The 23,730-nt window shown below is 59.8% G+C and carries 23 protein-coding genes and 5 pseudogenes; 14 read left to right on the forward strand and 14 right to left on the reverse strand.

The window, feature by feature from the left end:
• Positions 1-2 precede the first annotated feature (2 nt).
• Entirely contained in the window at positions 3-926 is a 924-nt protein-coding gene (locus tag JQ558_RS00860) for a Ku protein (RefSeq protein WP_212292570.1), read from the reverse strand.
• A 168-nt stretch (positions 927-1,094) separates the two neighbouring features.
• Here JQ558_RS00860 and JQ558_RS00865 point away from each other — a divergent pair, with 168 nt between their 5' ends.
• From JQ558_RS00865 to JQ558_RS00885, 5 genes and pseudogenes are all read left to right on the forward strand, one after another.
• Entirely contained in the window at positions 1,095-1,463 is a 369-nt protein-coding gene (locus JQ558_RS00865) for a hypothetical protein (protein WP_212292571.1), read from the forward strand.
• A 37-nt stretch (positions 1,464-1,500) separates the two neighbouring features.
• Positions 1,501-1,950 carry a hypothetical protein gene (locus JQ558_RS00870; protein WP_212292572.1) on the forward strand — a complete coding sequence of 150 codons (450 nt, stop codon included), beginning with the start codon at positions 1,501-1,503 and terminating at the stop codon, positions 1,948-1,950.
• 179 nt (positions 1,951-2,129) lie between these two features.
• Positions 2,130-3,230, forward strand: a pseudogene (locus JQ558_RS00875) (ATP-dependent helicase); the annotation flags it as partial.
• Between the two features lie 15 nt (positions 3,231-3,245).
• Positions 3,246-3,671, forward strand: a complete 426-nt coding sequence (locus tag JQ558_RS00880; RefSeq protein WP_212292573.1) for a thermonuclease family protein — start codon at positions 3,246-3,248, stop codon at positions 3,669-3,671.
• 832 nt (positions 3,672-4,503) lie between these two features.
• Positions 4,504-4,758: a hypothetical protein gene (locus JQ558_RS00885; protein ID WP_212292574.1), complete on the forward strand. Its 255-nt coding sequence runs from the start codon at positions 4,504-4,506 to the stop codon at positions 4,756-4,758.
• A 339-nt stretch (positions 4,759-5,097) separates the two neighbouring features.
• On the opposite strand, the gene JQ558_RS00890 is transcribed toward JQ558_RS00885, so the two are convergent.
• The gene (locus tag JQ558_RS00890; RefSeq protein WP_212292575.1) at positions 5,098-6,240 is read right to left on the reverse strand and encodes an AI-2E family transporter; all 1,143 of its coding nucleotides are present in this window, start codon (positions 6,238-6,240) and stop codon (positions 5,098-5,100) included.
• A gap of 118 nt (positions 6,241-6,358) precedes the next feature.
• On the opposite strand from JQ558_RS00890, the gene JQ558_RS37800 reads away from it, so the two are divergent.
• A complete protein-coding gene (locus JQ558_RS37800) occupies positions 6,359-6,490 on the forward strand; it encodes a hypothetical protein (RefSeq protein ID WP_283814141.1) in 132 nt (43 codons plus the stop codon).
• Between the two features lie 319 nt (positions 6,491-6,809).
• Here JQ558_RS37800 and JQ558_RS38265 read toward each other — a convergent pair whose 3' ends face one another.
• Together JQ558_RS38265 and JQ558_RS00895 are read right to left on the reverse strand one after the other, a co-directional pair.
• A complete protein-coding gene (locus JQ558_RS38265; RefSeq protein ID WP_409410475.1) occupies positions 6,810-6,938 on the reverse strand; it encodes a YetF domain-containing protein in 129 nt (42 codons plus the stop codon).
• Positions 6,916-7,248, reverse strand: coding sequence for a DUF421 domain-containing protein (locus JQ558_RS00895; RefSeq protein WP_212292576.1), 333 nt, complete (start codon positions 7,246-7,248; stop codon positions 6,916-6,918). Before JQ558_RS00895 ends, JQ558_RS38265 begins: the two co-directional genes overlap by 23 nt.
• An 811-nt stretch (positions 7,249-8,059) precedes the next feature.
• On the opposite strand from JQ558_RS00895, the pseudogene JQ558_RS37005 reads away from it, so the two are divergent.
• Positions 8,060-8,328, forward strand: a pseudogene (locus JQ558_RS37005) (hypothetical protein).
• Positions 8,329-8,567: 239 nt separating this feature from the next.
• On the opposite strand, the pseudogene JQ558_RS00900 reads toward JQ558_RS37005, so the two are convergent.
• A pseudogene (locus tag JQ558_RS00900) lies at positions 8,568-8,818 on the reverse strand (Ku protein); the annotation flags it as partial.
• Positions 8,819-8,832: 14 nt separating this feature from the next.
• Here JQ558_RS00900 and JQ558_RS37010 point away from each other — a divergent pair.
• Together JQ558_RS37010 and JQ558_RS00905 are read left to right on the forward strand one after the other, a co-directional pair.
• A pseudogene (locus JQ558_RS37010) lies at positions 8,833-9,028 on the forward strand (hypothetical protein).
• A gap of 177 nt (positions 9,029-9,205) precedes the next feature.
• A complete protein-coding gene (locus tag JQ558_RS00905; protein WP_212292577.1) occupies positions 9,206-9,439 on the forward strand; it encodes a hypothetical protein in 234 nt (77 codons plus the stop codon).
• Between the two features lie 658 nt (positions 9,440-10,097).
• Here the strand turns inward: JQ558_RS00905 and JQ558_RS00910 are convergent.
• The 9 genes from JQ558_RS00910 to JQ558_RS37015 all read right to left on the reverse strand — a co-directional run bounded on the left by JQ558_RS00910 (position 10,098) and on the right by JQ558_RS37015 (position 17,548).
• Positions 10,098-11,087, reverse strand: a complete 990-nt coding sequence (locus JQ558_RS00910; RefSeq protein WP_212292578.1) for a sensor histidine kinase — start codon at positions 11,085-11,087, stop codon at positions 10,098-10,100.
• Between the two features lie 102 nt (positions 11,088-11,189).
• The gene (locus tag JQ558_RS00915) at positions 11,190-11,591 is read right to left on the reverse strand and encodes a hypothetical protein (protein WP_409410476.1); all 402 of its coding nucleotides are present in this window, start codon (positions 11,589-11,591) and stop codon (positions 11,190-11,192) included.
• A 550-nt stretch (positions 11,592-12,141) separates the two neighbouring features.
• On the reverse strand, positions 12,142-12,531 hold the full coding sequence (locus JQ558_RS00920) for a response regulator (protein ID WP_312014935.1): 390 nt from the start codon (positions 12,529-12,531) through the stop codon (positions 12,142-12,144).
• 83 nt (positions 12,532-12,614) lie between these two features.
• A complete protein-coding gene (locus tag JQ558_RS00925) occupies positions 12,615-13,424 on the reverse strand; it encodes a hypothetical protein (protein WP_212292905.1) in 810 nt (269 codons plus the stop codon).
• Positions 13,318-13,680 (reverse strand): YhjD/YihY/BrkB family envelope integrity protein, encoded by a 363-nt coding sequence (locus tag JQ558_RS38270; RefSeq protein ID WP_212292581.1) that lies wholly within the window; start codon positions 13,678-13,680, stop codon positions 13,318-13,320. Before JQ558_RS38270 ends, JQ558_RS00925 begins: the two co-directional genes overlap by 107 nt.
• 453 nt (positions 13,681-14,133) lie before the next feature.
• Entirely contained in the window at positions 14,134-15,558 is a 1,425-nt protein-coding gene (gene gntH / locus JQ558_RS00935; RefSeq protein WP_212292582.1) for a guanitoxin biosynthesis MBL fold metallo-hydrolase GntH, read from the reverse strand.
• A 90-nt stretch (positions 15,559-15,648) separates the two neighbouring features.
• The gene (locus tag JQ558_RS00940) at positions 15,649-16,428 is read right to left on the reverse strand and encodes a DUF1214 domain-containing protein (RefSeq protein WP_212292583.1); all 780 of its coding nucleotides are present in this window, start codon (positions 16,426-16,428) and stop codon (positions 15,649-15,651) included.
• Positions 16,429-16,517: 89 nt separating this feature from the next.
• Complete coding sequence (locus tag JQ558_RS00945; protein ID WP_212292584.1) at positions 16,518-17,123, reverse strand: DUF1254 domain-containing protein; 606 nt, start codon at positions 17,121-17,123, stop codon at positions 16,518-16,520.
• 167 nt (positions 17,124-17,290) lie between these two features.
• Positions 17,291-17,548, reverse strand: coding sequence for a hypothetical protein (locus JQ558_RS37015; protein ID WP_249142264.1), 258 nt, complete (start codon positions 17,546-17,548; stop codon positions 17,291-17,293).
• 221 nt (positions 17,549-17,769) lie between these two features.
• On the opposite strand from JQ558_RS37015, the pseudogene JQ558_RS38275 reads away from it, so the two are divergent.
• The 5 genes and pseudogenes from JQ558_RS38275 to JQ558_RS00970 form a co-directional block, all read left to right on the forward strand.
• A pseudogene (locus JQ558_RS38275) lies at positions 17,770-17,874 on the forward strand (phenol degradation protein meta); the annotation flags it as partial.
• Between the two features lie 165 nt (positions 17,875-18,039).
• Complete coding sequence (locus tag JQ558_RS00955; RefSeq protein ID WP_409410486.1) at positions 18,040-19,986, forward strand: DUF3604 domain-containing protein; 1,947 nt, start codon at positions 18,040-18,042, stop codon at positions 19,984-19,986.
• Positions 19,983-20,840, forward strand: coding sequence for a peptidyl-prolyl cis-trans isomerase (locus tag JQ558_RS00960; protein WP_249142266.1), 858 nt, complete (start codon positions 19,983-19,985; stop codon positions 20,838-20,840). Before JQ558_RS00955 ends, JQ558_RS00960 begins: the two co-directional genes overlap by 4 nt.
• Positions 20,837-21,859: a HupE/UreJ family protein gene (locus JQ558_RS00965; protein ID WP_212292585.1), complete on the forward strand. Its 1,023-nt coding sequence runs from the start codon at positions 20,837-20,839 to the stop codon at positions 21,857-21,859. Before JQ558_RS00960 ends, JQ558_RS00965 begins: the two co-directional genes overlap by 4 nt.
• 475 nt (positions 21,860-22,334) lie before the next feature.
• Entirely contained in the window at positions 22,335-22,937 is a 603-nt protein-coding gene (locus JQ558_RS00970; RefSeq protein ID WP_212292586.1) for a cupin, read from the forward strand.
• The last annotated feature ends 793 nt before the right edge of the window (positions 22,938-23,730 follow it).

Genomic DNA, 23,730 nt, shown 5'->3' on the forward strand with positions numbered 1-23,730 from the left:
CGCTAGGCCGACTTCCGCTGCGGCTTGGCGGCCGGCTTCTTCGCTGCGGCTTCCTTCGCTGGCTTCTTGCCGGAGATCGGCATCAGCATTTCCTTCTGACCGCTGGCGGCCTTGCGCGGCTTCTTGGCCGGCTTGGAATCTCTTGCCGCCGCTTCGTTGCCGATGCTCTTGCGCAGCGCGTCCATCAGATCGACGACGTTCTCGCCACGCGGTCGCTCTTTCGCGGCGATGGGTTTGCCCGCGCGCTTCTGGTTAATGAGATCGACGAGGGCGGTCTCATACTGGTCTTCGAACTTTTCCGGGTCGAAGTGGCCCGCCTTCTGGTTGACGATATGCCTGGCGAGGTCGAGCATGTCCTTGGTGACCTTGACGTCCTGGATATCGTCGAAATACTCCTTCTCGGAGCGGACTTCGTAAGGGTATCGCAGCAGCGTTCCCATCAGACCCTTGTCCAGCGGATCGAGCGCGATGATGTGCTCGCGGTTGGTCAGCACCACCCGACCGATGGCGATCGTGTTCATCTCGCGGATGGTTTCGCGGATGACGGCGAAGGCGTCGTGACCGACCTTTCCGTCCGGCACCAGATAATAGGGACGGATCAGATACCTCGGATCGATCTCGCTGCGGTCGACGAATTCATCGATCTCGATGGTTCGCGTCGATTCCAGCGCGACGTTCTCGAGCTCCTCCTTCGTCACCTCGATGAAGGTGTCGGTGTCAACCTTGTAGCCCTTGACGATGTCCTCGTTGGCGACTTCCTCGCCCGTGTCCGCATCCACCTTGGCGTATTTGATCCGATGGCCGGTCTTCCGGTTGAGCTGGTTGAAGGTGACTTTTTCGGATTCCGACGTGGCCGGATAGAGCGCGACCGGACAGGTGACGAGCGAAAGGCGCAGGAAGCCTTTCCAATTAGCGCGGGGGGCCATGACGGGGAACTCCAATACTGGTGCCGGATTCAAGACGAACGGCCAAGCTTGGTTCCGACAGGCCGCCCCTCCCCACAGCATGATTTTTTCGACATAGGCTTGATCAGACTCGACATTTGTTCCTGTTATGTTCTAATTCGGAATGACCGACCACCCGCTAGCTGGCGCATGCCGACCCCAAAACAGATGGCAAAACTGGCGGCTGAAGCCGCCCGCAGACCGACCCCGTCCACTGCGGCTCCGGATGCGCCCCTCCCCGCGGAATACTGGGACTCGGTCCTCAAAGACCCTCGCGCCGATGCGACCGGGGCCGAGATGCGGCAACGGCGTCTTTCCGAGATTCAGCGTTACGTGCTGCGCATCTCCTGCCGCCGCTGCGAGCGGACCGTGGAAATCCAGACCGCTGATGCCGTCCGATTGTATGGCGGCAACGCGGTCTGGAAAGACGTGGCACAGCGGCTGCTCGACAACACCTGCCAGCAGCGCACCGGGAGACACGAAGAAGACGGGTGCTGGCCGGGATTTGACATGAGCTAGCCTGCACCCCGAGTTTGGTCTGCGCTTGGATGTCCGGATGGCGCCAAAACACCACCCCACGCCGCTGTCAGGCGGAGACCGAAAGGCTCTGGCGAAGGAATTGGGGAAAGCACGTGCGATGACCGGCATTCTGGCTGCGCAATCGGCAGAGATGCGAGCCAAGGGCGCTGCGCTGATCCAGCAGGCCGATAGGCTGCTCTGCGAAAGCTGGAACGAGCGGATGTGGAGCGATGGCGAGCCGATCGACCCCTCGCCGACAATTGACCAGGCTATCAACAGTGGCTTTCCCTGGCTGGAAATCCAGTGTTCGCGGTGCAAGACCCCGAACGATGTCGACCTGGCAGCCCTCAAGCATCCGCCGACCACCTTCGTGCACGATCTTGCAAGCCGTCTGCGCTGCCGCAAATGCGCCAAGGCCGGGCGGCGCCCCTCCGCGACCTTGCTCCAACTCGGCTGGCAGCCGCGTCACCCTCGAGGGGAGGACTAGGTTGCGATCGAAGCTGGAATCATTGACCGTCGTTTATTCCAACCATGAACGGACGCCCAAGGTGCAGACGGCAACCGCCTATCCTCGAAGCCCTCAATCCCGATCAACGGCGTGCGGTCGAGCACGGGGCAGCAGGGGGATTGGCGCGGCGCCGCTGCTGGTGATTGCAGGTGCGGGGAGCCAAGGAACGCTACACCAAGAATCTCTGGACCGATCGGACGTCCGGCGCCAAGCCGCAACTCGTCACCGTCCGCGACGAGGCCGACCAGGCCCGCTTCATCGTCGAACGCATCCTGGAGAATCGCGAGTCCGGCACGCTCCTCAAGGAACAGGCCGTGCTGTTCCGGACATCCAGTCACAGCGGTCCGCTTGAAATTGAGCTAACGCGCCGGAACATCCCGTTCGTAAAATTTGGTGGGCTGAAGTTTCTCGACGCCGCCCACATCAAGGACATGTTGGCGTTGCTGCGGTTCGTCGAAAATCCGCGCGACCGTGTCGCAGGCTTTCGTCTGTTGCATCTGCTGCCCGGCGTCGGATCAGCGACAGCGCAGCGCGTGCTAGAGCGCATGGCGGAAGACGCCGACCCGATCACGGCGCTCGCGGGCATAGCGACGCCGCCGCGCGCCGGCGACGACTGGAAGGGCTTCGTCGAGACCTTGGGCAATCTCCGATATTCGGAATGGCCCGTCGATCTGGAGCGTGCTCGCCTGTGGTACGAACCACATCTCGCTCGCATCCATGAAGATGCTGAAACGCGGCGGGCTGATTTGCTCCAACTCGAGCAGATCGCGTCCGGCTATCCTTCGCGCGAAGGCTTCCTGACCGAACTTACGCTGGATCCGCCTGACGCCACCAGCGATCAGGCCGGCGTTCCGCTACTCGACGAGGACTACCTGATCCTGTCCACAATCCACTCCGCCAAGGGACAAGAGTGGAAATCGGTCTATCTTCTCAACGTCGTCGACGGCTGCATGCCTTCCGACCTCGGTACCGGCACATCGGCCGAGATCGAAGAGGAACGTCGACTGCTCTACGTTGCCATGACCCGCGCAAAGGACGACCTTCATCTGGGGGTTCCGCAGCGGTTCTTCGTCCATGGCCAGCATGCGCAGGGCGATCGCCATCTCTTTGCCTCCAGAACGCGCTTCATTCCCGAAAAGCTGCTGGGTCTGTTCGAGCGGACTTCCTGGCCGATTGCGCCTGCAGGTACTGCGGCGCGCGCACCCGGCCAAGGGCCGAAGGTGGATATAGGCGCTCGCATGCGGGGAATGTGGCGGTAGCCAGGAGATACCGAAATGCGATTACTCGCCGCAATGGTCGCCGCATTTGTTTGTTCGCCAGCGATAGCGGCTGACTACCTGGGAAAGGTTCTAGCCGTGTCGGACGGAGACACCTTCACTATGGAAGCCGATGGCTCCAAGGTACGCGTGAGGATCTGCGGAATCGACGCACCCGAACGCGGGCAAGCTGGTTACGGACAGGCCGCCGGCGTGCTGTCGCGCATAATCGAGGGCAAGACGGTCCATTGCCTGCAAGTGGGTGAAGGCACAGTCTGCGATGGACGGTCCCGACCTACCAGCCGGGACCGCATCGTGGCACAGTGCTTCCTCGACAAGGTCGACATCGCAGAACAGATGATTAGGTCCGGCACCGCGTGCGACTGGCCCAAATTTTCCGGCGGCAGGTACAAGATCAGCGACACTACCTGCTCGCGCAAATAGAAGGATGCAGACCCATAGAAAAAAGCGTGTCGAGATTTTCATCGAGGCTGCCCTTCTCAAGCGCCTGACGACGCTATTGGACGAGGCCCAGGTCTCGGGCTACTCCGCCAGCGGTCGCGACGGGGCCTGGCTCTCGACCATATTGGGCCAGCTGAAGGTATGTACGTCGTCTGGTGCATTCTCGATGAATCACGGCTCGATGATGTCCTGCTGCGTGTCACGAAGCTGATTTCCCGTCAGATCGGCATCGTTTCAATCAGCGACGTGGAGGTGGTGCGAAGCGATCGGTTCGCGTAGTTTCGCGAAAACTCGCCGCCTCCCCCTGACGATTTTTATTCGCGCACAAGCATCGGTGTCCCCCACCACCCGGGCCAACTCGATCGGCAGAACCGTCACTGCGCCGCTAAAACAGACCTTTCCGGTCCGGGTCGGGACACGCCTCCCGGGCTATATTGTCTGCAACTGTTTATCCCCCGGCTCGGCGCCCGGAGATGCCCGGAGACGGTTTTCGTCTCAACTGGCGTCATCGCGCCGATAGCGCCGATAGCAATGAGCCGTTCATGCTCTCTGGCTAGAGCGGGACGTTGAATTTGCCGGAAAATATGAGCCTCAGTAGTGGATGGGCATCATGCGAGTGCGGCTGCAACAGTTTCAATGCGGTTAGGCAAAATGAAACCGGCATCCGTATCGATGCCGGTTGTTTTGTTCTGATCCTTCTAAAATCCTTGGACACTAGGACACCCTAGACCAACCCGCAATTTGCAACGGTTTCTCGCAGTCCAAGCGCCATGGCGGTGCTTGGACTGCTTGGACATGCCTAGAGAGTAAGAGAATGACCAAACTGACCAACGACCAAATCGAATTCGCAAAGTCGATGACCATCAAGCAGCGCGGCGTGCTGAATTCGCTCTCGATGTACGATTGTTACATAAGCGCTAGTGAGATGGCCGACGTTGAATTGAAAGAACTGATCCGTACCCAGCTTGCCAGATACTATGCGCAGCCTGGGATTGAGGGTCGCCTATCGTGGGGAGCGACGGATGCGGGCCGGTCCATTGCACAGCGGATCAGGGCCGGCGCGCTGTAAAATAGCGGGTCCTTCCCGGCCCCCCAGCCCATACGGCCCAAGCGCGCCCCAAAAAGTCGGCAGCCGCAGATCCCAAAATCTGAGTTGACACGGTTGACAGGTTGACACCCAACCTCGTCATCCGTGAGGGAGAGTTCCGGGATGGACCCGCGCGGTGAGCCGAAACCAACGGCCGCTTTGCGCAGGAACCCGCCCTTCGCAATCAAATAATAACGATGTCTGTTTCTTACTCAGATGGAACATCTCCCACCACAGGAGCCATGTCCGAAAAGTGCCTGCCAAGACCGAAAGTCGGCGCTCACGACAGCAAAGCTTGATCAGAGGTGCCGCAGGAGAATCCTATTGTGGAACCGGTCGGAATATCCACTCGCGCCACACGGTCAGCAAGGCCGCCATGATCACAGGGCCCAGAAACAATCCGAACAACCCAAAGGCAGCGAGGCCTCCGAAGATTCCGACAAAGGCGAGAAGAAACGGGAGCCGAGCCGAGTCGCCGACCAGAGTTGGCCAGACGAAATGATCGCCGGCAAGCATGATGATCGCGCCCCAGCAAAATACCGCCACTGCCGCAAAACCACTACCGCCGCCAGAAACCAGGGCCACCGCCGCCGTGGTGAAGGCGAGCCATGCGCCGAATGGCAGCATCGCGAATGCCGTTGTCAGAATTGTAAACATCACCGGATTCGGAACGCCCGCGACGAAGTAGCCAACGCCGATCAATAATCCCTCGCCCACGGCGACCAGAACAGTGCCGTTCACCGTGCCGCGCGTGGCATCGACCATTTTCTCGACTAGCCCCTCCCCGGCATCGCCAGTAAGGCGTTCACACGTCTCAAGAACGCGGCTCGCGACGGCGCGGCCGTTACGGAGCAGAAAGAACAACGTCAGGAGCGAGAATAACAACAGAAACAGCCGATGGAGCAGCTGTCCACCAAACGTTTTGAAAAACTCCGACGCATTGTCCGCGTTGACAGCTTGAAGCAAGGCGGTGGCAGCTTTCGGGTCCGAGAGGTTGGCGCGCCACCATGATTGTAGACTTTCCGCGGCAATCGGCAGACGAGCAACCCAATCCGGGACTTCAACCCCGCTCTCCCGGACCTGCTTGAGCCAACTCACTAGCAAGTCCCCTTGCTGCGCGATCTGGTAAAGGGCAAGCGACATCGGGGCGAACAAGACCAGAGCAACTATTGCAGTGAAGATGAACGCAGCCAAGCTCGAGGAACCTGAGGAAAAGCGTGCCGTAAATTTGAGGTAAAGCGGCCACAGGGCAATCGCGAGAATCGTGGCCCAGATCAGCGCAGGCAGAAAACTCGCGGCGGTCCACACAGCAAGACCAAATAGGGCCAGGGCAAGCACGACCCGTCCATTCATGCGCGCGCCGGCACCTAAAGGAAGAGGCCTTCTCTCCGTCCTGGCAGCCGCTTCCTCGACCCGCTCGGAGGACCGCTTTTTGGACGCGGCTGAACCCATTTTTCCTGCCATGCACTTTCAGCGCCCTTATTGTCATGACAGAACTGCAGGACGGTCGTTCGGTTCCCGCTGGGAAAACCTTGCAATCCCACGAAAGACGGGCGCGCGATTGGAAATCAGAAGTCATTTCATGGCCAAGGACGACAACGGACTTGATCTGGCGCGGCTTGAAGAAGCCAAAGCTGCCGCTGCGACGTTGGCCACGTTCATGACGTCGATTTTGAGATCACCCAAATTGGGCGGATTCAAACCGGATATCTGAAATAGCCGCCTTCGTGATTAGCGCTCCGACCTCATGTGCGCGGTCCACTCCATGATGAGCCGAACATCAAGACAGTCCCGGACGGCAACCTGCGGCCTTCAGGAAGGATCCTTCTCGGGCAAGGTCTGCTTTGACAATCGCGCGGAAGATTGCAGCCAACGCGAAACATGCGACCAGCAGAGCCGTGAACCACCACCTTCCTATCCATCAAGCTCTCTAAGGCCGGGGGACAGTGATTGGGTGACGTTCCTTGTAAAAGGACAAATTGCCATCCCTTCCTCACGCATGCTGCTGAGCGAAAGCGGCGGCACAAAATTACTTAGGCGGGCTTCGCCTTCGACTTCGGAGGTTTCGAATTTTCCGTTGCGGAGTCTGTTTTGATGACACTCAATTCGCCGTTAGCTTCTAGACAAGCCTCTTTGACTTCAGCAAGTTCGGAAATTCCCACGCAACTGCCCCTTTAACTCTTCCTCCGTAATAAACTCCTGACGCATGCCGCGGCGGTTCATCTTTCCGTTTTTTATTAGCGGGATCGGCGGGGGAGATAGGAGCCACTCGAACACTTTGAACCGGTAGCTGATCCAGTTCAGGAACGAATTCCAAAACACGATGGTGAGAACTAGAACTAATCCTTCGGTAAAATGCATTCTGTCCGGCTCGGCGATTACAACGATAACAAGAATGTCGGCGATTCCGATCGTTGATGTCTGACGCACCATCACAAATCGTAAGATGATGAAAAGCGACAGGAACGTCACCGTGCCCCGCAGGTATCATCTCCGCGACCGAATGGGTTGGAATCAGCACTTCGGCCCATTCTACAGCTAGTAACTTGTCCAATGTGCCGTCACGATCTGTTTTCACCGATCGGCATAGGCCGACCATCGTTACCCCTAGGCAACGCTCTCTGCCGTTACATATGACATCGCGATAGTGAGCAATTCACAGCTGCAGTCCCTAATTTCTGCATCTCGTGATCATCCGCATAGGTCGCGGAGGCACGGCGGTATGCGACGGCCACCGTTGCATAGGCATCGGTAATCAATGCCGCCGATTGGTCGTCACACCCAATGCACGGTGTTCTCGCAGCCTAACAACCTTTAAAAGCGGCTTCGGCAGAGGCTTGAGCGAACTTCAAACCATCCAATTTCGGATCAGAAACGTCTGGCTGGCATCCTGCAGCTGCTCATCCCGGGAAAGCCGCAGCTTCAATGACCCCGCCCATCTTGGCGGCTTCCCTGCCGACCGCCTACAGCGCAGGAAGAACTCGATCCCGAAATGCCTGAACTTTCCCGGGCGTAAAGCCTCGGCGCCGCCCAACTGCGAGTGATGTGCTCTTCGTCGGCAGGAGGGCCTCGCCAGAGCAATTGGGAGCCCAAATCGCTCAGGAGCCGACTGAGTTGGCTGCGCTTGGCTCCCGCGCAGCAGGGACCGACTGCCGTTTTTACACCGGCTGGCGGAACACGAGGAAAAACGCGAGCCCACGCAAATCGGAATCCCAGCCTTGTGTTAGCAACCCGGAACGTCAACGGGCCGCAAAGATTCGTCCCGGCAGAAGCGGTTTCTATGCTGATGATGACGAAGGAAAGGCAGCCGTCGATCCGGACGCTGCGCGGCTGGGCGATCAATGTCCTGCAGGAAGTCAATGCAATACCCGAATGCGAGGAGCACGGCTGGATGCAGGATCGCGCCGACCCGCAGGTCCGCGAGCGCGCCTGCGACGTCGCACGCCAGGATCCGCCGGCCGGCATCTCTCCAGACCAGGCGGTTGCGGAATCCGGGACGTCTTGGATTCGATCGGCGATAGCTGCGCCGCGTGCCCGCCAGATTGCGGCTAGGCCGCTCGGCCGACGCGCCTTTCCGGCCCCGACCGCGCGCGGGCGAGTTCCCGCCAGGCCATGGCAAGCCGGATCAGCTCCTGCCGATCTACTCCGTCGGTGGAGATCGCGAGCTTCATGGCCGCTTCGGCCTCGCGTTGGGGATCGTAGTCGTCCATCGAACCAGAACGTAGTCGGAGATCGTAAACGATCAACTGAAGGGCGCTCCGTATGATTCCGGGGCGCCGGCTGATGGCCCCGGCCTCCCGCTTAGGCCGACTTCCGCTGCGGTTCTTGGCGGCGGCCGCTTCCTTTGGCTTCTTTCCCTCGAGCGACATCAGCATCTCCTTCTGCCCGGCCGTCGCCTTGCGCGGCTTCTTGGCGGGCTTGCCTTGCTTCGCCGGCGCGGCGACGCCGCCCACGCTCCGGCGCAGCGCCCCCTTCAAGTCGACGACGTTGCCGGCAGCAGGCCTTCCTTCGGCGTGATCGGCTTGCCAGCGCGCTTCTGATGGCCCCGATGACGGCATCGTCACCGGCGACGCGGTCGAGTGCTTCGACCCGAACGCGGCGGTGATGAAGGCCGAGGCGCTTTCGCGAAAGCCCGGCATCGTCGGCGCGGTCGCCTTCAGCCTCAGCGGGGATCCCGCCACCGGCGATTCTCGGCGACGCTGCCGTAATCCGGAAGTTCGGCGACGTCCCAGACGATCTGAGCACGCCTTAAGCTGCACCTGGTCTCGCCGGAGCGCGCTCCGTCACAACCGCACGGACACCGCGGTCGGAACCATTCGCCCGGCGGACATCCGGCCACGGCCGCAAGGTTCCTGAGAAGGAACGATTGCCGAATTTTCCCGTTATTCCGCGCCGGGCGAAAAAGCCGGGTTTCGTGGAGGAAAAACTCATGAAATTTAGATTGATTGCCGCCGCGGGTCTCGTTGCCGCGTTCGTCGCTCCCGCTTTGGCCGCCGACGAATTCTACATCGCTCAGGACGTGAAAACGAAGAAGTGCACGATCGTCGACAAGAAGCCCACCGATGCGTCGATGACCGTCGTCAGCCCTTCGGGCACCGTCTACAAGACGCGCACGGAAGCTGAGACCGGCATGAAGACGGTCAAGGTCTGTTCGTCCAACTGACCGGAGATCGCCCGGAGCCATCCTCTAGCGATGGAGTGCTTTCGCGCGGCCCCTCGGATGGTGGCACGATGTCGCGCGGACGTGACGGATTAGCCATCTCGTTTCGAGGAATAGGAAGCTGATGAACGAACATCCAGAACTACCATCGGCAATGCTGGCAATAGCGTTGGCCGGCGTGCTTCTGCTGACCGGCCAACTCTACATGGAGCATCGCGCAACTCGTGACATACGCAACTCCACCACGGCCTGGTCAACAAAAGCAGACGTGAGGGAAGGGACGGACATTAGGCTCGTCAGCGAGCGTAGTCCTTTCATGAGGTCCGAGCGCTGAACGCCCGCCACCTCAAGATCGTTAGCCTGGCTAGTGCGATTGAATCAGCGCCACCGCCTCCCCTCAATGGCAATCACGCAGACCGGCGGGTATCGTCCGGACCGAGACCGCACGCGAGGCGCGCGTGTTGTCTACAACCAGTCGAAGCGTTGGCTTGGCCATGGCTCGGTGCGGCAACAACGAGCACCGCGGGAACGGTTGCTCCGCCTTCTGCGTGCGCGGAGAATGATTTTGAGCTTAGCTGCGCTAGGGCGCCGCCGCTGCTACATACTGCGCAGGAGGCACTCGCCGCCTGCCGTTGCAGCAACTGTTACAGGATGTCCCAAGTTAGATCCTGACCGGCGCGGCTATCGCAGGACTCACCGAGGGGCTTAGGGGTATGCGCAACACCACGCGGCAGCCCGCTTCCAAGCGCTCATAGTGCAGAGAGCCACCGAGCTGCTGCGTAAGCAGTGAGATGATGCGCGATCCGAGCCCCTCCGGCGTCTGCGAATCCTTAAATCCTATTCCGTTGTCCGTCACGCTCAGCTCGATCGCGTCCTGCACTTTCAGGGCGACGTGGATGTGACCCGGGCGGCCGTCGCTGAAGGCATACTTGTAGGCGTTGGTGACCAGTTCGTTGGCGATGATGGCGAGCGGCACCGCCTGCGTGCTCGGCATGTAATACTCGTCGGACTCCGTGGTGATGGCGATCGGCGTTGCCGGGTTGAGGGCGCTCTGGATCTTTTCGAAAACCTCTTGGAGATATTGGCGCGCGTCCACCACCTTCGTGTCCTCGCGCAGCATCAGGTGATCGTACACCTCCGCCAGGACGATGATCCGACGCGACGTGTTCTCGAGCGCTTCGGCGACGGCAGGCTCCTTATCCTTCGACTGCAGACGAACCAGGGCGCCCAGAATAGCGAGATTGTTCTTCGTCCGGTGCGCCAGTTCCTGCAGCAGCAGCGTCTTCGAGCGCTCCGACTCGACGAGCCTGATCATGACGGTGCGCAGGACTTCCGCCACAAGGGCTGTCCCCGCGGCCGTCACGCCAAACAAGGTGTAAGGCAGGATGTCTTCGGAGGAATGGAGTTCCGGCGAGATTCCGAAGATGGCGAAAAGCACCGAGAGGAGTGCGGCGAGAAAGCCTGACCCTCGATCGAACAGCAGACCGCACAAGAATATTCCCGGCAGCATCAGGAAGAATCCGGGGAAGCGCGAGTGCGCCTGCAATCCGATTTGCAACAGCGCGCAGATCATGACGATGACCACCGTCAGGCCGTAGCGAAGCGGAAGCGGCAATTTGGGACCGGGAATGAATTCCAGTAATTTTTCCATGTCATCAAAATCCCACTGGGGAGTGGCGCTCCGCGTTGGTCTGCCGGCGACGAACGTTCTTCTTCCTTGAAGTTCCTTACGCAGGCTCCTGACCAGTCTTACCTAGAAGGCGTTCGCCGTCCGCCGTTGTCTGGTCGGCCTCCGGCGACGCCGTCGTCGCTCCATGCGGCGCCGATCCGGTCCGGCAACGACAAGGCTTGCCGGATGAGGGATCGCCGGCGACGGTTCCGGCGCGGCGACCTGCGCCGGCGACACCTCGGGAGCGGCGGGCTTCTCCATCACATCGAGGGCGGCTCGGCCCGCATCGGTGATGCGCCAGCCGCCGTCTCGCCGCTCGACCAAACCTTGCGCGAAGATTTCCAAACCGGGCAAGCGCGCCGCCAGCTTCGTGGTGCGTTCCGACCACTCCCGTCCGCTGGTTACCAAAATGGCCACGTCGCGCTTGACGTCCGCCAGACTCGCAAATCCGCCGGGGTAGCTCGCCAGCACCTTGAGGATGGTCACCTGGAAATTCACTGCCCAGCCCACGCAACTACGCGGGGCCGAACCGGCCCCTTCCCGCCCAAGCTTGCCGAATTTTCCCGGGGGAGCGCAAGGCCTGCTGGTGCGAAAGTCGCGATTTGCCGAGCGGTACGGCTCGATTCGGCGGTCAAGCTTTCAAGTCGAACTGTCCGCGCAGCTGATCGGCAATGGCTTCGATCATGTCGCAACGATCCGCGTCGCGCTGCGGTCCATCCCTCATGATCTCGACTTTCCAGGAGTCTTCGTGCGGCACGACCGAGATAGCCAGGTCCGTCGGCCAGCCGCTGATGTCTGATGGCGGACTCTAGTTCTTCACGGGTTTTCGACGGCTTTTTCAAGCTGGTTCTTTCACCGCGCGGAACGGGACCACCGCCTTTGGCTATCCGCGCGAGCGCGTGTCTTTGAACAGCGGGCGTTGAGCCTTTGGCTATCCGCTACAGGCGCCGTACTCAAACGGCGGGCGGTGGTCCAACGAGTAAAAGACGTTTGCCGCGATAATGTTCCGACCTTATCACCCGCCGGCGGCCCGGTGCTACGTCGCCGCCGCCCCTGCGGCGTTGAGAAGCTGGGAGACCGCCGTGACCAGCTGCGCGCTCGCAAACGGTTTTTGCAGCAGGATGCTGTCGGGAACCCCGTGCGACGTCCACTGGTCGGCGCTTGCGCCGGTTATGTAGATGACCGGAAAGCCCGCCGCCATCTCCCTGATCTGCCTCGCGACTTCCCAGCCGCTCAACGAACCCTTCAAGTTCACGTCGGTGACGAGGGCGCGATAGGGCGCAACCCTGCCCCTGAACAGGGTCAGCGCCTCCTCTCCCGACGAAAGGATGGCGGTCTCGAAGCCGCCGTCCCGCAGCGCTTCCTCGACCAGGCCCTGCAACGAGTATTCGTCCTCCACGACGAGGACGAGAGGTACATCCGACACGTGTCCCCCGTGGCTAGATCGAGCCGAGCAATTGGTCGCTCGCGGCTTGTGTACTAAAAGTGAGCTTAAGGAAAAGCCCAGTGTCATGCAAACAGCGACGGGCTCCGCACGGCGATGCTGCTCTCGTCGGCAGGCAGCCTTCTACGGTGCACGCCCTTGGTTCCCATCTTGAGCACTCGGCGATTTGGATCGGAACGAAATCCCGCGCACGGAGTGATCAATTCGGGCAGGACAAGCGAACGGAGAAGTGGAATGCCCGCCCGGACCATCAAACGTCCCTCTGACGGCGTGATAGCGGAAGTCCGCCTCGGCATAACAGTGACCGGCCTGTATACGCTCGTCGGAATGGGCCTCGTCATCGCCTTCATGTGACCGGGTCCGTTGGGCTGTCCGGCGGACCAATCCGTAGTCGGCTTCTGCTCATCCTCCGAACCGGCTGTTGCCTGCGAAGTCGCATCAGAGCCGCCAGTCTGCCGCTCTGCCACAGCGGCATCTTCCGCCGCTTCTTCCGATGCCGCCACGAGAGCGGACGGTTGAGCCGGAGCCGCTTCGGCGGCGTCCAGTTCGCTTTGGTAGTCGGCCGCCATCTGCTCGAAGCGCTCCTTGTCTGCCTCAGTATTCATGGCCGCGGCGAAGCGCTTCGCGCGGGCGATCTGCTCCAAACAAAAATTCCTTACTCCTCGGCATGGCGTCATCTTGCTTCGATGCTCTGTCCCACCGAAGCAATTCGCAGTGTGCTGTTTTGTTACAACGGCGGCATTTTGAACGCCTCCAAAACGGAGTATCTCATGCTCTGTTAAGTGCGTCTCGAGGACGACGATCGGCGGGCGCGCTCGCTTGGTGAGCTCGGCGTCGACGCGGAAGATCTGCGCCGAATAATAGATCCAGAACATGAGGACGATCAGCGCGCCGGCGGCGCCGTAGGGCGAACTGGGCGCCGCGGCCGAGATAGATTCCGATCAGCGACTTTCCACCCGCGAACAGCACGGCCGTGACGAACGCGCCCAGCACAAGCTCGCGCCAAGGTATCGCCGTGTCCGGAAGCACCTTGTAGATCGCGGTGAACAGCAGCGTGAAGATGGCAAGCGAGACGACGGTGCTGAGGACGGCCAGCAGGATCTTTCCGGCGAAAACCCCTAGATACCGCACCTAACACATAAGCCAATAAATCGGGCATTTCTTGCAAGCCCGATGAGGCCGCGTGCACCAGCGTTGTGCCCCATAGGCGAGCTGTATGGCGCATAACCGTTCAAAAGCTAAAGCAACGCAAGCTTCCCTAAGCCAGCGCTGTCCAGCATGGTTCGGCCGCCGCAGCTTAAGAGCTGGGGCTTAACGCCCTACAGCGCGGTGAGTCTTCAATACAGTGGCAAGCTCGCCGAAAAGACCGACTAGGCTGCAAGCGAAACGCCGCCGGGCGCCCTAGGGAGGTCGCGCCGCCGATTTCGGCAATGGCAATGGCGGCTGCTCGAAGCTGGAGGAGGTTTGCCGCGACCCCGCGCGCTGACGAATGCGGTGTCGGTTACACCGCTTCTCCCACCACGAATGCCGCTCAAGGACGAGATTCCCCTGGGAAGAGAGGATCGCCACTGATTATTTGCATGCCTACTTCGGCTTTTTCTTCATCTGCTCCGGCACAAGTGTCTCGGGAAGGAAGATCGGCTTGTCAGATGGCCACCATGGCATCAGCTGGGGATGATAGCCCTCCGGATAGTATTTCTGCGGAGAGATTTCCGCGTCCCGAATGAATTGTGACTGTACGTCGCGGCGAGTTGTTGGCGGCAATGGCATGATCAATCCGCCTGATGTCGAGACGTCAAACTGCGGCGGCGCCATGTTCGGATATTTAGGCACTACGCCATCCCGCACCCAGATTTTGTCCTTGGTCATGTTCACGACGACCATGTCCGGCGCGCCGAACTGAAATGGTCCCTTCCAATGGTGGCGCACTTCTGCCACCAGTTCGGGCATCACGTACTCGTCGTAGGACACGTGAGTTGCCATGGCGAGACGCGGCTTGACTTCATTGTAGAGGTAGCCCGCGGCGTAGGCGGGATTGTGCCAGCCATCAATGGTGGTGCGGGAAGTCAGGGGCATGGTCCCCGACACTGACGAACTGATGGCCACCGTCTCCGGCTGAATCTCGGTGATCAGCAGGTCGCAACCCTTGGCGTACGTTATTGTCAGCGAATTGGGACGACCGTCTCCGGTGAACGCGACGCACATGCCGTTCCAATCAAGACGATATGCCGAGGCGCCATCGCTGCCATGGGATTGTTGCCAGTGGGTGATCCTAACACCGTTCTTTTCGTAGGCCACGCCGCCGTCATCTTTGTAGTCAAACTCGTTGACTTCGATGTCATAGCCTTTGCCAATCGGGCTACCGGCACTGAAGTTCTCCATGTGCCAAAACAACATCTCCTTCATATGATACACCATATGACTGATGCCGTGTTTCGGAGTCCGTCCGGAGGGGCCATTAATCCGAAAGGTTTCGTGCCAGCGGCCACCCCAGGCGCCAAACACGAAGGCATAGGGCACTGAGGCGAAATGATCCCAATGCAGGTGGGTGATGAAGATGTCGTTGATCTGGTTCAGCGGTACGCGGGAGGCCAAATAGTTGGCGATGGAGCCGGGGCCGAAATCGAAGATGAAGCGGTCGCCGTTGCCAAGCTCGACATAGATCGACGTGCCCATTTGGCCCGGTCGTGGCAAGGGCGAACTCCCCATGAAGGTCACGCGGATTTCTTCCGGCTGCACCTCTTCCGTGCCCGGGGTCCAGTTGGCTGCGCTCTTCAGCCACGGCATCGGTGCGATGCCGTCAAACATGAGCCCTTCCTTCCAACGTCCAAGTGGTCGGCCGGCCGTGGCGATATCCTGCAAGATCTTCGGGTCTGCCTGAAACCCCTTCCTCTCAAGCTCCTGCAACTGCTCTGGCGTGATCGAGAGGCTGGGCACCTGTGCGGGAGATTCTGATTGTAGACTGATCATCGCCACGACAATCAGAATTATCCGCGCCGGGATTTTCATTTATTCTCTCCCTTCGTGATGGCACTCAGTAAGAAAACGGACGAAGCCACGGAGAGTGCTGCGACTAAGTCGACCGCTTCCCATCGAAAACTACTTCGTCTCCCGCGCCGTCGCAACGACAGGAGGAGGCGCCCACTTCTGCTCGATGATCTCGGCGCCAGGCATGTAGGTCCGCAGGATCAGAAAAAATCCGCCGCTCTGCGTGCTCGGCAGCCAGTTGGACTCCTTGTCCTTTCCCGGTGAGGCGCGCTGGATGTAGACGGTCAAGCCGCCGTCGGCGTCCTGCTTCAAGCCTTTGGTGCGGTCGCCAATCGAATAGCGATTGAGGGGGTTGTCCGTGAAGTTGAAGGTCTGGTCATACATCGTGAGCGACCAGAAGGCGTTGACCATCGGCAGTTGGCCGGGGGCGAACCGAATCGTGTAGTTCTTCCCGCTATCGAAGGTCTGTCCTGCGCTGTCCTTTGTCGTGTTGTAGTAAACGGTCTCCTCCAGCTCATTGGAGAGGATGCCGCCCATGGCCTGTATCGAGGCACGCAGCAGAAAATCGTCCACGAGCCCGGCGCGCCCTAAAGTGCGCGGCGGAATGTTCCAGTTATTGACCTGCCTGCCGAGTTGGCCCGAATCGATGACGGCTTTGATTAACTGTCGGCCATCGACTGCGGCGCGCGCGAGTCCGCGCTTGGTCGCGTCGTCCATTTGATCGATGTCCTGCCCGGAACCGACGCCAATCCTTGCGAACAGTCCGACCAACTTGTCCAGGCGCGCCTCGGGCGGATTCTCGGTCATCGCCCGGTTCATGGTCCGCCACTCGGCGAGCGGATCGGTTTTCGGATCGAAGGGTTGCCAGACTTCGCGGCTCGCCGGCAGCACGGCATCCTTCTTTCCCCACAGGCTGAGCGGAATCAGCGAGTACTGATCCTGCAGCGCATTGACCGTCTTCGCATCGGCCGGGCCGTCGATCAGCGCCGGGCGAAGATCAGCACGGTCGGTGTCAGAGACGGAGCCAATGCTTTAACCCCCTCCGGCAGTTCGCCCTTCCAGCCGGGGCCGACGATGGCGAAGCTTCCAGCCCTCCCGCCGGTGGTGCGTTTGCCAACGTAGGCAAAATTGTCCGAGTCCACGCCCGCCAATTCAAATGCGAAGTAGCGGTCGCTCATGTCCGGATGCGAAAGGATCACCGGCTCCTTTCCGACGTCGAGCCAGGCTGTCGAATAAAGCGTGTCCTGATTGGGCGAACCGCCGCCCCGATAGGACGCATCTGCCAGCGCTCTCACATGGCTGAAATGATTGATCGGCGCATACAGCGGTAACTCGTTAGAGGACTTGGGCCGGGTGACCCAATCCGCCCGCAGGCTTGGTAGATATACGTAAGGAAAGCCGAAGATGTAGGCCTGTACGCCCAGCGTGTAGGCGTACTGCTCCCGCCAATCGGTCTTGCCAGACGCTTGCACGCCCGTTGCCTGTGCTCCGGCCGGTGCGGTTTGCGCCAACGCCAAGGAACCGAAAAGCGTTACAACCAAGGTCGTTGTCAGCAACAGAGCCACTCGTCTTACAGTTGCAATCATGTTCCCTTCCGCAATCCCTGTCAGACTCAGACCCGTTTTATGCGGTTGCTCGCCCGCGGTAGGTCGAACGACGGCGCTGATCGTTCGCTTACGCAACATGGACAAAGGCGGACCATTGCGACAGTCAGCTTCTGCCAACGACGAACATGCACCGGGACTTCGGAATATCAGCGCCTGCCAACTCGATTTACGGGACCGCCACGATTCATCGTTGTCCCTGGCCGTACGCCAACTCCAGCCGCACCGACGCCGGGGGTCACCACGGCTCGCGCGACTGGCCGCGGCCGCAGCACGACGCCGGGTCTTACGACGCATCCCGCCGGATACGAAACGTATTGGCAGTATACTACGGCACTGGCCGGTTCGCTGCCCGCGGCCAAGAACCCAGTGATCAGCAGCGCCGATAACGCGAACGGAATCTTCATTCTAGCCTCCTCTGTTTCGCCGATTGATTTAGCCGAAGTCATTGCTTCTTCTTTATGTCGCTTCTTCTTATGTCATTCTCGGCTCGCAAGCCCTGAAGACTTCGAAAGCTTTTCGGAAACGTGTTTGCTAACTGAGCGCAGGTTGGCTTTAGATGATCGATATAACTGTCGCGATCCGCGTACATTGGCCTCGCAAGATCGATAAGCCCGCGCGAAGAGAAGCCGCCAACCGACCATCCGGCTGGAATACCTGGCTGACATTCTCGATCTCGCCGATGGCGCCCACCAGCACTGTGGCACCCACCCGCCGGATCGCCACCAAGTAATGCGATCATATGGCGTTCTCGGACCGAGGCCCCGGTCACGGCAACGTCCGGAAACGGTAGTATGCCTGCCCAATCAGAGTTTGCGCTGCGGGCTTCCAACCGGTTTCGGGAAGGCCTAACATCGCGATAGCAATTTATTAAAGCCGATTCATAGGGGCACCGATGATGATCCGTTGGCCTTCTATTTCCGCAGCCGCACTTGCTGGCGTTTGTGCCGCATACATGTTTGCAACCACCGTCGCCGCGGAGGATGTGACGACGGACATCGGCACGTTCAGCAAAGAGACCGCCGATAAGGTGTTTCCAACGAAGCCGCCTTATTCACCCTATGCCGGGCGCAATTTTCCGTCGCGGCCCTACTTCGGCGACACCCACACGCACACCTCGTACTCGATGGACGCGGGCGCGTTCGGCGCCCGCCTGGGTCCAAAGGACGCTTACCGCTTCGCCAAGGGCGAGGAAGTAATTGCGTCAAGCGGTCAACGCGCCAAACTTTCGCGTCCGCTCGATTTCATGGTGGTCGCGGACCATTCGGACGGAATGGGCTTTTTCCCGCAATTGATGGGAGGCGACCCAGTCCTGCTGGCAACGCCGCAGGGTCGGAAATGGTACGACGAGATCAGCACCGGCAAAGGTGCGCAGGCTGCCGTCGATATCATCACCAGCTTCGGCAGGGGACAGTTGCCCAAGGGCTTCCCCACGCCGGGGACGCCAGCCTATCGCAGTGCCTGGCGCGAAACGATCAAGGCGGCCGACGAAGCCAATGAGCCCGGACGATTCAGTGCTTTCATCGGTTATGAATGGACCTCTGGCGAGGGCGGCAACAACCTTCATCGCAACGTCATCTGGCGCGACAACGGAGCCAAGGCGAGCCTTGTCGAACCCTTCACCACGCAACCGCCGCTCGGCAGTGCAAACCCCCGTGATCTATGGAAGTGGATGGCGATGGTTGAGGAAAAAACCGGCGCAGAACTTCTTGCGCTGGCCCACAACGGCAACCTGAGTAACGGCCGGATGTTTCCAATCATCGAGTCCTTCAATGGCAAACGAATCGACCGCGAATATGCGGAGAGCCGCACCCGCTGGGAGCCGCTCTACGAAGCCACCCAAATGAAAGGCGATGGCGAGACCCACCCGTTTCTTTCGCCCAACGATGAATTTGCAAACTTCGAACGTTGGGACAAGGGCAACCTCGATCTGACCGAAGTGAAGAAGCCGGAGATGCTAGAATTCGAGTATGTCCGTTCGGCACTCAAGAACGGGCTCAAAATGGAGGCCGAACTTGGCGTGAATCCTTACAAGTTCGGCCTGGTCGGCAGTACCGATGCGCATACCGGGCTCGCGGCGGTCGAGGAGGACAATTTCTTCGGCAAGACAACCTCTGCCGAACCGAGCGCCGGCCGGGCGACGCATCCCTTTGTCAAGACCAATATTGCCGTCATCATGGGTTGGGAGACGACGGCCTCCGGCTACGCTGCGGTATGGGCCACTGAAAATACCCGTGAGGCGATTTTCGATGCCATGAAACGCCGCGAGACCTACGCCACCACCGGGTCGCGCATGGCGGTTCGCTTCTTCGGCGGCTGGGACTTCGAGGCTGCCGATGCCAATAACCGCACGCCGGCGCGAATTGGCTACACCAAGGGCGTGCCGATGGGTGGCGATTTGAGCGATACGCCAAACGGAAAGTCTCCCACCTTCCTTATCGCCGCACTGAAGGATCCGATCGGCGCAAATCTTGATCGCATCCAGGTCATCAAGGGTTGGGTCGGAAAAGACGGCCAGACGCAGGAGCGAATTTACGACGTCGCAGTGTCCGGAGGCCGCACGATCGACGCCGACGGCCGCAGCAGAACATCCGTCGGCAGCACGGTCGATGTCGCAAACGCGACATGGACCAACACGATCGGCGCGGGCGAGATGATCACGGTATGGAAAGATCCCGATTTCGACCCCGCATTGCGCGCGTTCTACTATGTGCGGGTGATCGAAATTCCGACGCCGCGCTGGACGGCCTATGACGCAAAATACTTCAGTATCAAAATGCCGGCGGAAGTCAGGATGACGACCACCGAACGCGCCTACACCTCGCCGATCTGGTACACGCCTTGATCGCTCGGCTGCTAAGAGAACCGTTATTCCAGTTTCTTGCGATTGGTGCGGCGCTGTTCGCGCTTTACGGTCTCGTTGGCAAGCGAAATGAGGCGCCCGAGAAAATCGTCGTTTCCGCCTCGCGGATAGCCAATCTCGGCGACGGATTTGTGCGAACGTGGCGGCGGCCACCAAGCGAGCAGGAACTGCAGGGGCTGATCGAAGACTACATCCGCGACGAAGTCTTCTACCGCGAGGGTAAAGCGGCCGGGCTCGACCGAGACGACGTTATCATTCGTCGCCGCGTACGGCAGAAGATGGAATTTCTCGCCGCGGACATGCCGGAACCGAGCGACGAGCAGCTTGCCGCTTACCTCGCGTCCAATCCGGAGCGCTTCAAATCCGACGATCAAATCACATTCCGTCAGGTCTTCCTGAGCGCCACGCGGCGTCCCAATACCATCGAGAGCGACAGCAAACAGGTTGCGAGCGTCCTGGCCGGCGCCGACGCCGCGGTAGATACGACGGCACTCGGCGATCCCTTTCTGCTCGGCGAGGAGTTTCGTGGCTTCTCGGCAACAAAGGTAACTAACCAGTTTGGTGAAAGGTTCGCCAAACGGGTACTCGCGATGGAAAACGGTCGCTGGCAGGGGCCAATTTCTTCGAGCTTTGGACAGCATTTCGTCTTTATCAGCGAGCGAGTTTCCGGCAGCTTACCGTCGCTCGACGATGTCCGGCCGGCCGTCCGCCGAGAGTGGGCGAACGCGCGGCGCCTTGAGGCAGAACAGAAGCTGTATGCCTCGCTACGGGAGCGCTACGAAATCGTGGTGGAAGCGCCTCCTTCCAAGGCGGCGTCAGCCGACGTTGGTCGATGACCCGTTTTCGTTTGTTCATTGCTGTTATGGCGGTGCTGCTGGCGCAACCCGCGATCTCGGATGAACTTCGGCCTGGCTATCTGGAAATGCGCCAGACCAGCTCCGGCGAGTATCATTTGCTTTTCAGAATCCCTGCGCGCGGGGAGGACCTGCGGCTAGCGATCTACGTCAAACTGCCCGAGGGCACTCAGGATGTAGGGCCGCCCCGTGGATCGTTCAGCGACGGAGTCTACGTTGAACGCCGTACCATTCGGCGGGATGGAGGATTTATAGGGCAGCCGGTGTCCATCAGCGGACTATCGGCCACATCGACTGATGTACTGGTTCGGGTCGAAAGCCTTGCCGGCGCAGTACAGACCGAACGGCTTTCTCCAACGAAGACGGCATTCATCATTCAAGCCGTGCCTGGCGCTTGGGAAATTGCAGCGACCTATCTGCACCTGGGTGTCGAACACATTCTTTTCGGCTTCGACCATTTGCTGTTTGTGCTGGCGCTGGTGATTCTCGTGCGAGGCTGGGGCCGCGTGACCATTACGGTTACGGCATTCACGATCGCGCACAGCATTACCCTCGCAGCGGCGGCGCTGGGCTTTGTGAATGTGCCGGGACCGCCCCTGGAGGCAACCATAGCGCTGAGCATCATGCTGGTTGCGGTCGAGATACTGAACGCCCGCCGTGGGAAGCCGAGTTTGACCGCGCGCCTGCCATGGCTCGTCGCCTTCTCCTTCGGCCTCCTGCATGGCTTTGGATTTGCTGGCGCGCTGGCTGAGGTGGGATTACCCCAACATTCGATCGCCGTTGCGCTGCTGTTTTTCAATATTGGGGTGGAGATTGGGCAGCTCATCTTTGTTGCCGCGGTCTTGTCGTTGATGTCCCTGTTACGCGTTGTGATGGCAAAGCTATTGGAGCCTCCGCGTATACAGCCATCACTCGACCGGCTCGATATGACCGTCGCCTACGCCATAGGCATCATGGCGGCCTACTGGCTGGTCGAACGTACGACGGCCTTTTTTGTGTAGCGGGGCTAAAGCGGTGCAAGAGACCGATGTCCGCTGTGGGTCAAACTGAGACCTCAATCCGCCAGTGCGGCATATTTCTACCCCAGGAGCAAGACATTCCTCCGACCGACAGCTTTGCGCCAGTCGTGGAACGGGCGGTGCATTATCAACACCCTGAAGCTCGATGCTGGGCGATGACCTGTCCAAACGCGAATTGGACGCCCTGGCCGAGAAAGCATTGGAGGTGGCACGATCGATGCCGCCCGGTCTGGCTGTCGTCCAACTCGCGATTACATCCCGGGGTGGCTCTAGGCAGCGTACTGTATGACGCGATTGGATATCAGGCGACGTTGGCGGCGAGCGCTGTCATCCTCGTGGCTGCCTTGATCATGGCCATCGTGACGGTCGCGGCTTCGCCGGAAATAAAGAGCTCCCGCGCCATTGGAAACTTATCCCGCGCTGGCCCGTTGGAGGAGATCCCAAGAACGCATACGCCATGCCACTCAAGGACCAGATCAAAAACTACGCCAGGAAGCTTGTCGAAGACAGGCCGGATACGGCGGCGCTTCGAAAGATGGTTAGGAGCCGTAAGCCGCTGATGCTGAGATTCGCGGATGACGGAATTATACCGAATAATTCGCAACTCCCGGTCTTGCATTATCGCGGTGCCGTCGCCCTCCCGAAGAACTTCAACCCGGGCACCGTTATCGACACCTTATTTGAATCGAATGGCTGGGGACGATCATGGCGGGACACCGTCTATGATTTCGTCCATTACCACTCGCAGATCCACGAGGTGGTGGGCGTTGCCAAGGGTCGCGCCAAGATTGAATGCGGCGGGATCAAAGGCCGCATAGTGAGCGTGAAGCCCGGCGATGTTCTGGTATTGCCCGCAGGCACAGGCCACAGGCTGATCGATGCCAGCCGGGATTTTCTCGTCGTGGGAGCCTATCCCGAAAGCGGGACGTACGACGAATGCACCGACATGCGCGAACGGCGATACGCCGCTAAACGCATCGCGAAAGTGCGAAAGCCCAACAAAGATCCGATATTCGGAAAGGGCGGTCCGCTCACGAAGGCGTGGCGCAGGAAGGCATAATTCATTTGTCCGGCATGGCCGACCGGGCTCTATTCGCTTGACGAATACCGAGCCAAGCCGTTCCCGTCAAGATGCGGAACGTTTGTCTCAGGCCTTTCGGTAACGATCCGCGCGCCTGCATGTCATTACGGCCGCCGCCGTTGGCTGGGTTCTGCGGCCACTTGGCCGTCAAGGCTAGATCCGGCGCCGGCCCCATTCTCTGTCGTTATTCAGCCTTGGCAGAGTACCCATGTGAGGGTGATTTTATTATATGATCTCGCTGCGGAGGCTGTCCGACTCCAAAAGTTAGAAAAGCGCCAACTATCGAAGACCCGTTCAAATCTCTGATGATCTGGCGCGGTTGGATCAACGGCCTCTCGGCAATGAAGAGTGGCCGATGCGCCGCGCGCGCTGCCTACAAAGCGTCCTCAACGTCGGACGTTCGTTTTCCCCTCGACCTCAGCGACAATTTCAATTGATGCGCCTTGAACGTCACCCCGCCAACAGTTCGATTGGTCAATTCGGCGATCGTCGGCGCCGGGTATCGTTTCGCCAAGAGCCTGAGTTCGTCGATGTCTCGGTCGGTCCAACGCCTGCCCACTTCAACCTCTGCATTTTGCGACTCTGCAGGTCGGGAAGAACGGGAAGGTTCCGAAGAAGCCTGTTTCCCGCCTCGGCGAAATAAACCTAAAACGAAAGGTTGCTTTGATCTCCCCTGCCGCTGGGACCAACAATAATGGAGAGGAATATGAATGCAGCTATTGCTCGGCTACTGCCACGCACCGTGGTCGCGGACCTCGACACGCTCATTTCT

Origin of the sequence: Bradyrhizobium sp. AUGA SZCCT0160, assembly GCF_018130105.1 — a bacterium.
In the GTDB taxonomy this organism is placed as follows: domain Bacteria; phylum Pseudomonadota; class Alphaproteobacteria; order Rhizobiales; family Xanthobacteraceae; genus Bradyrhizobium.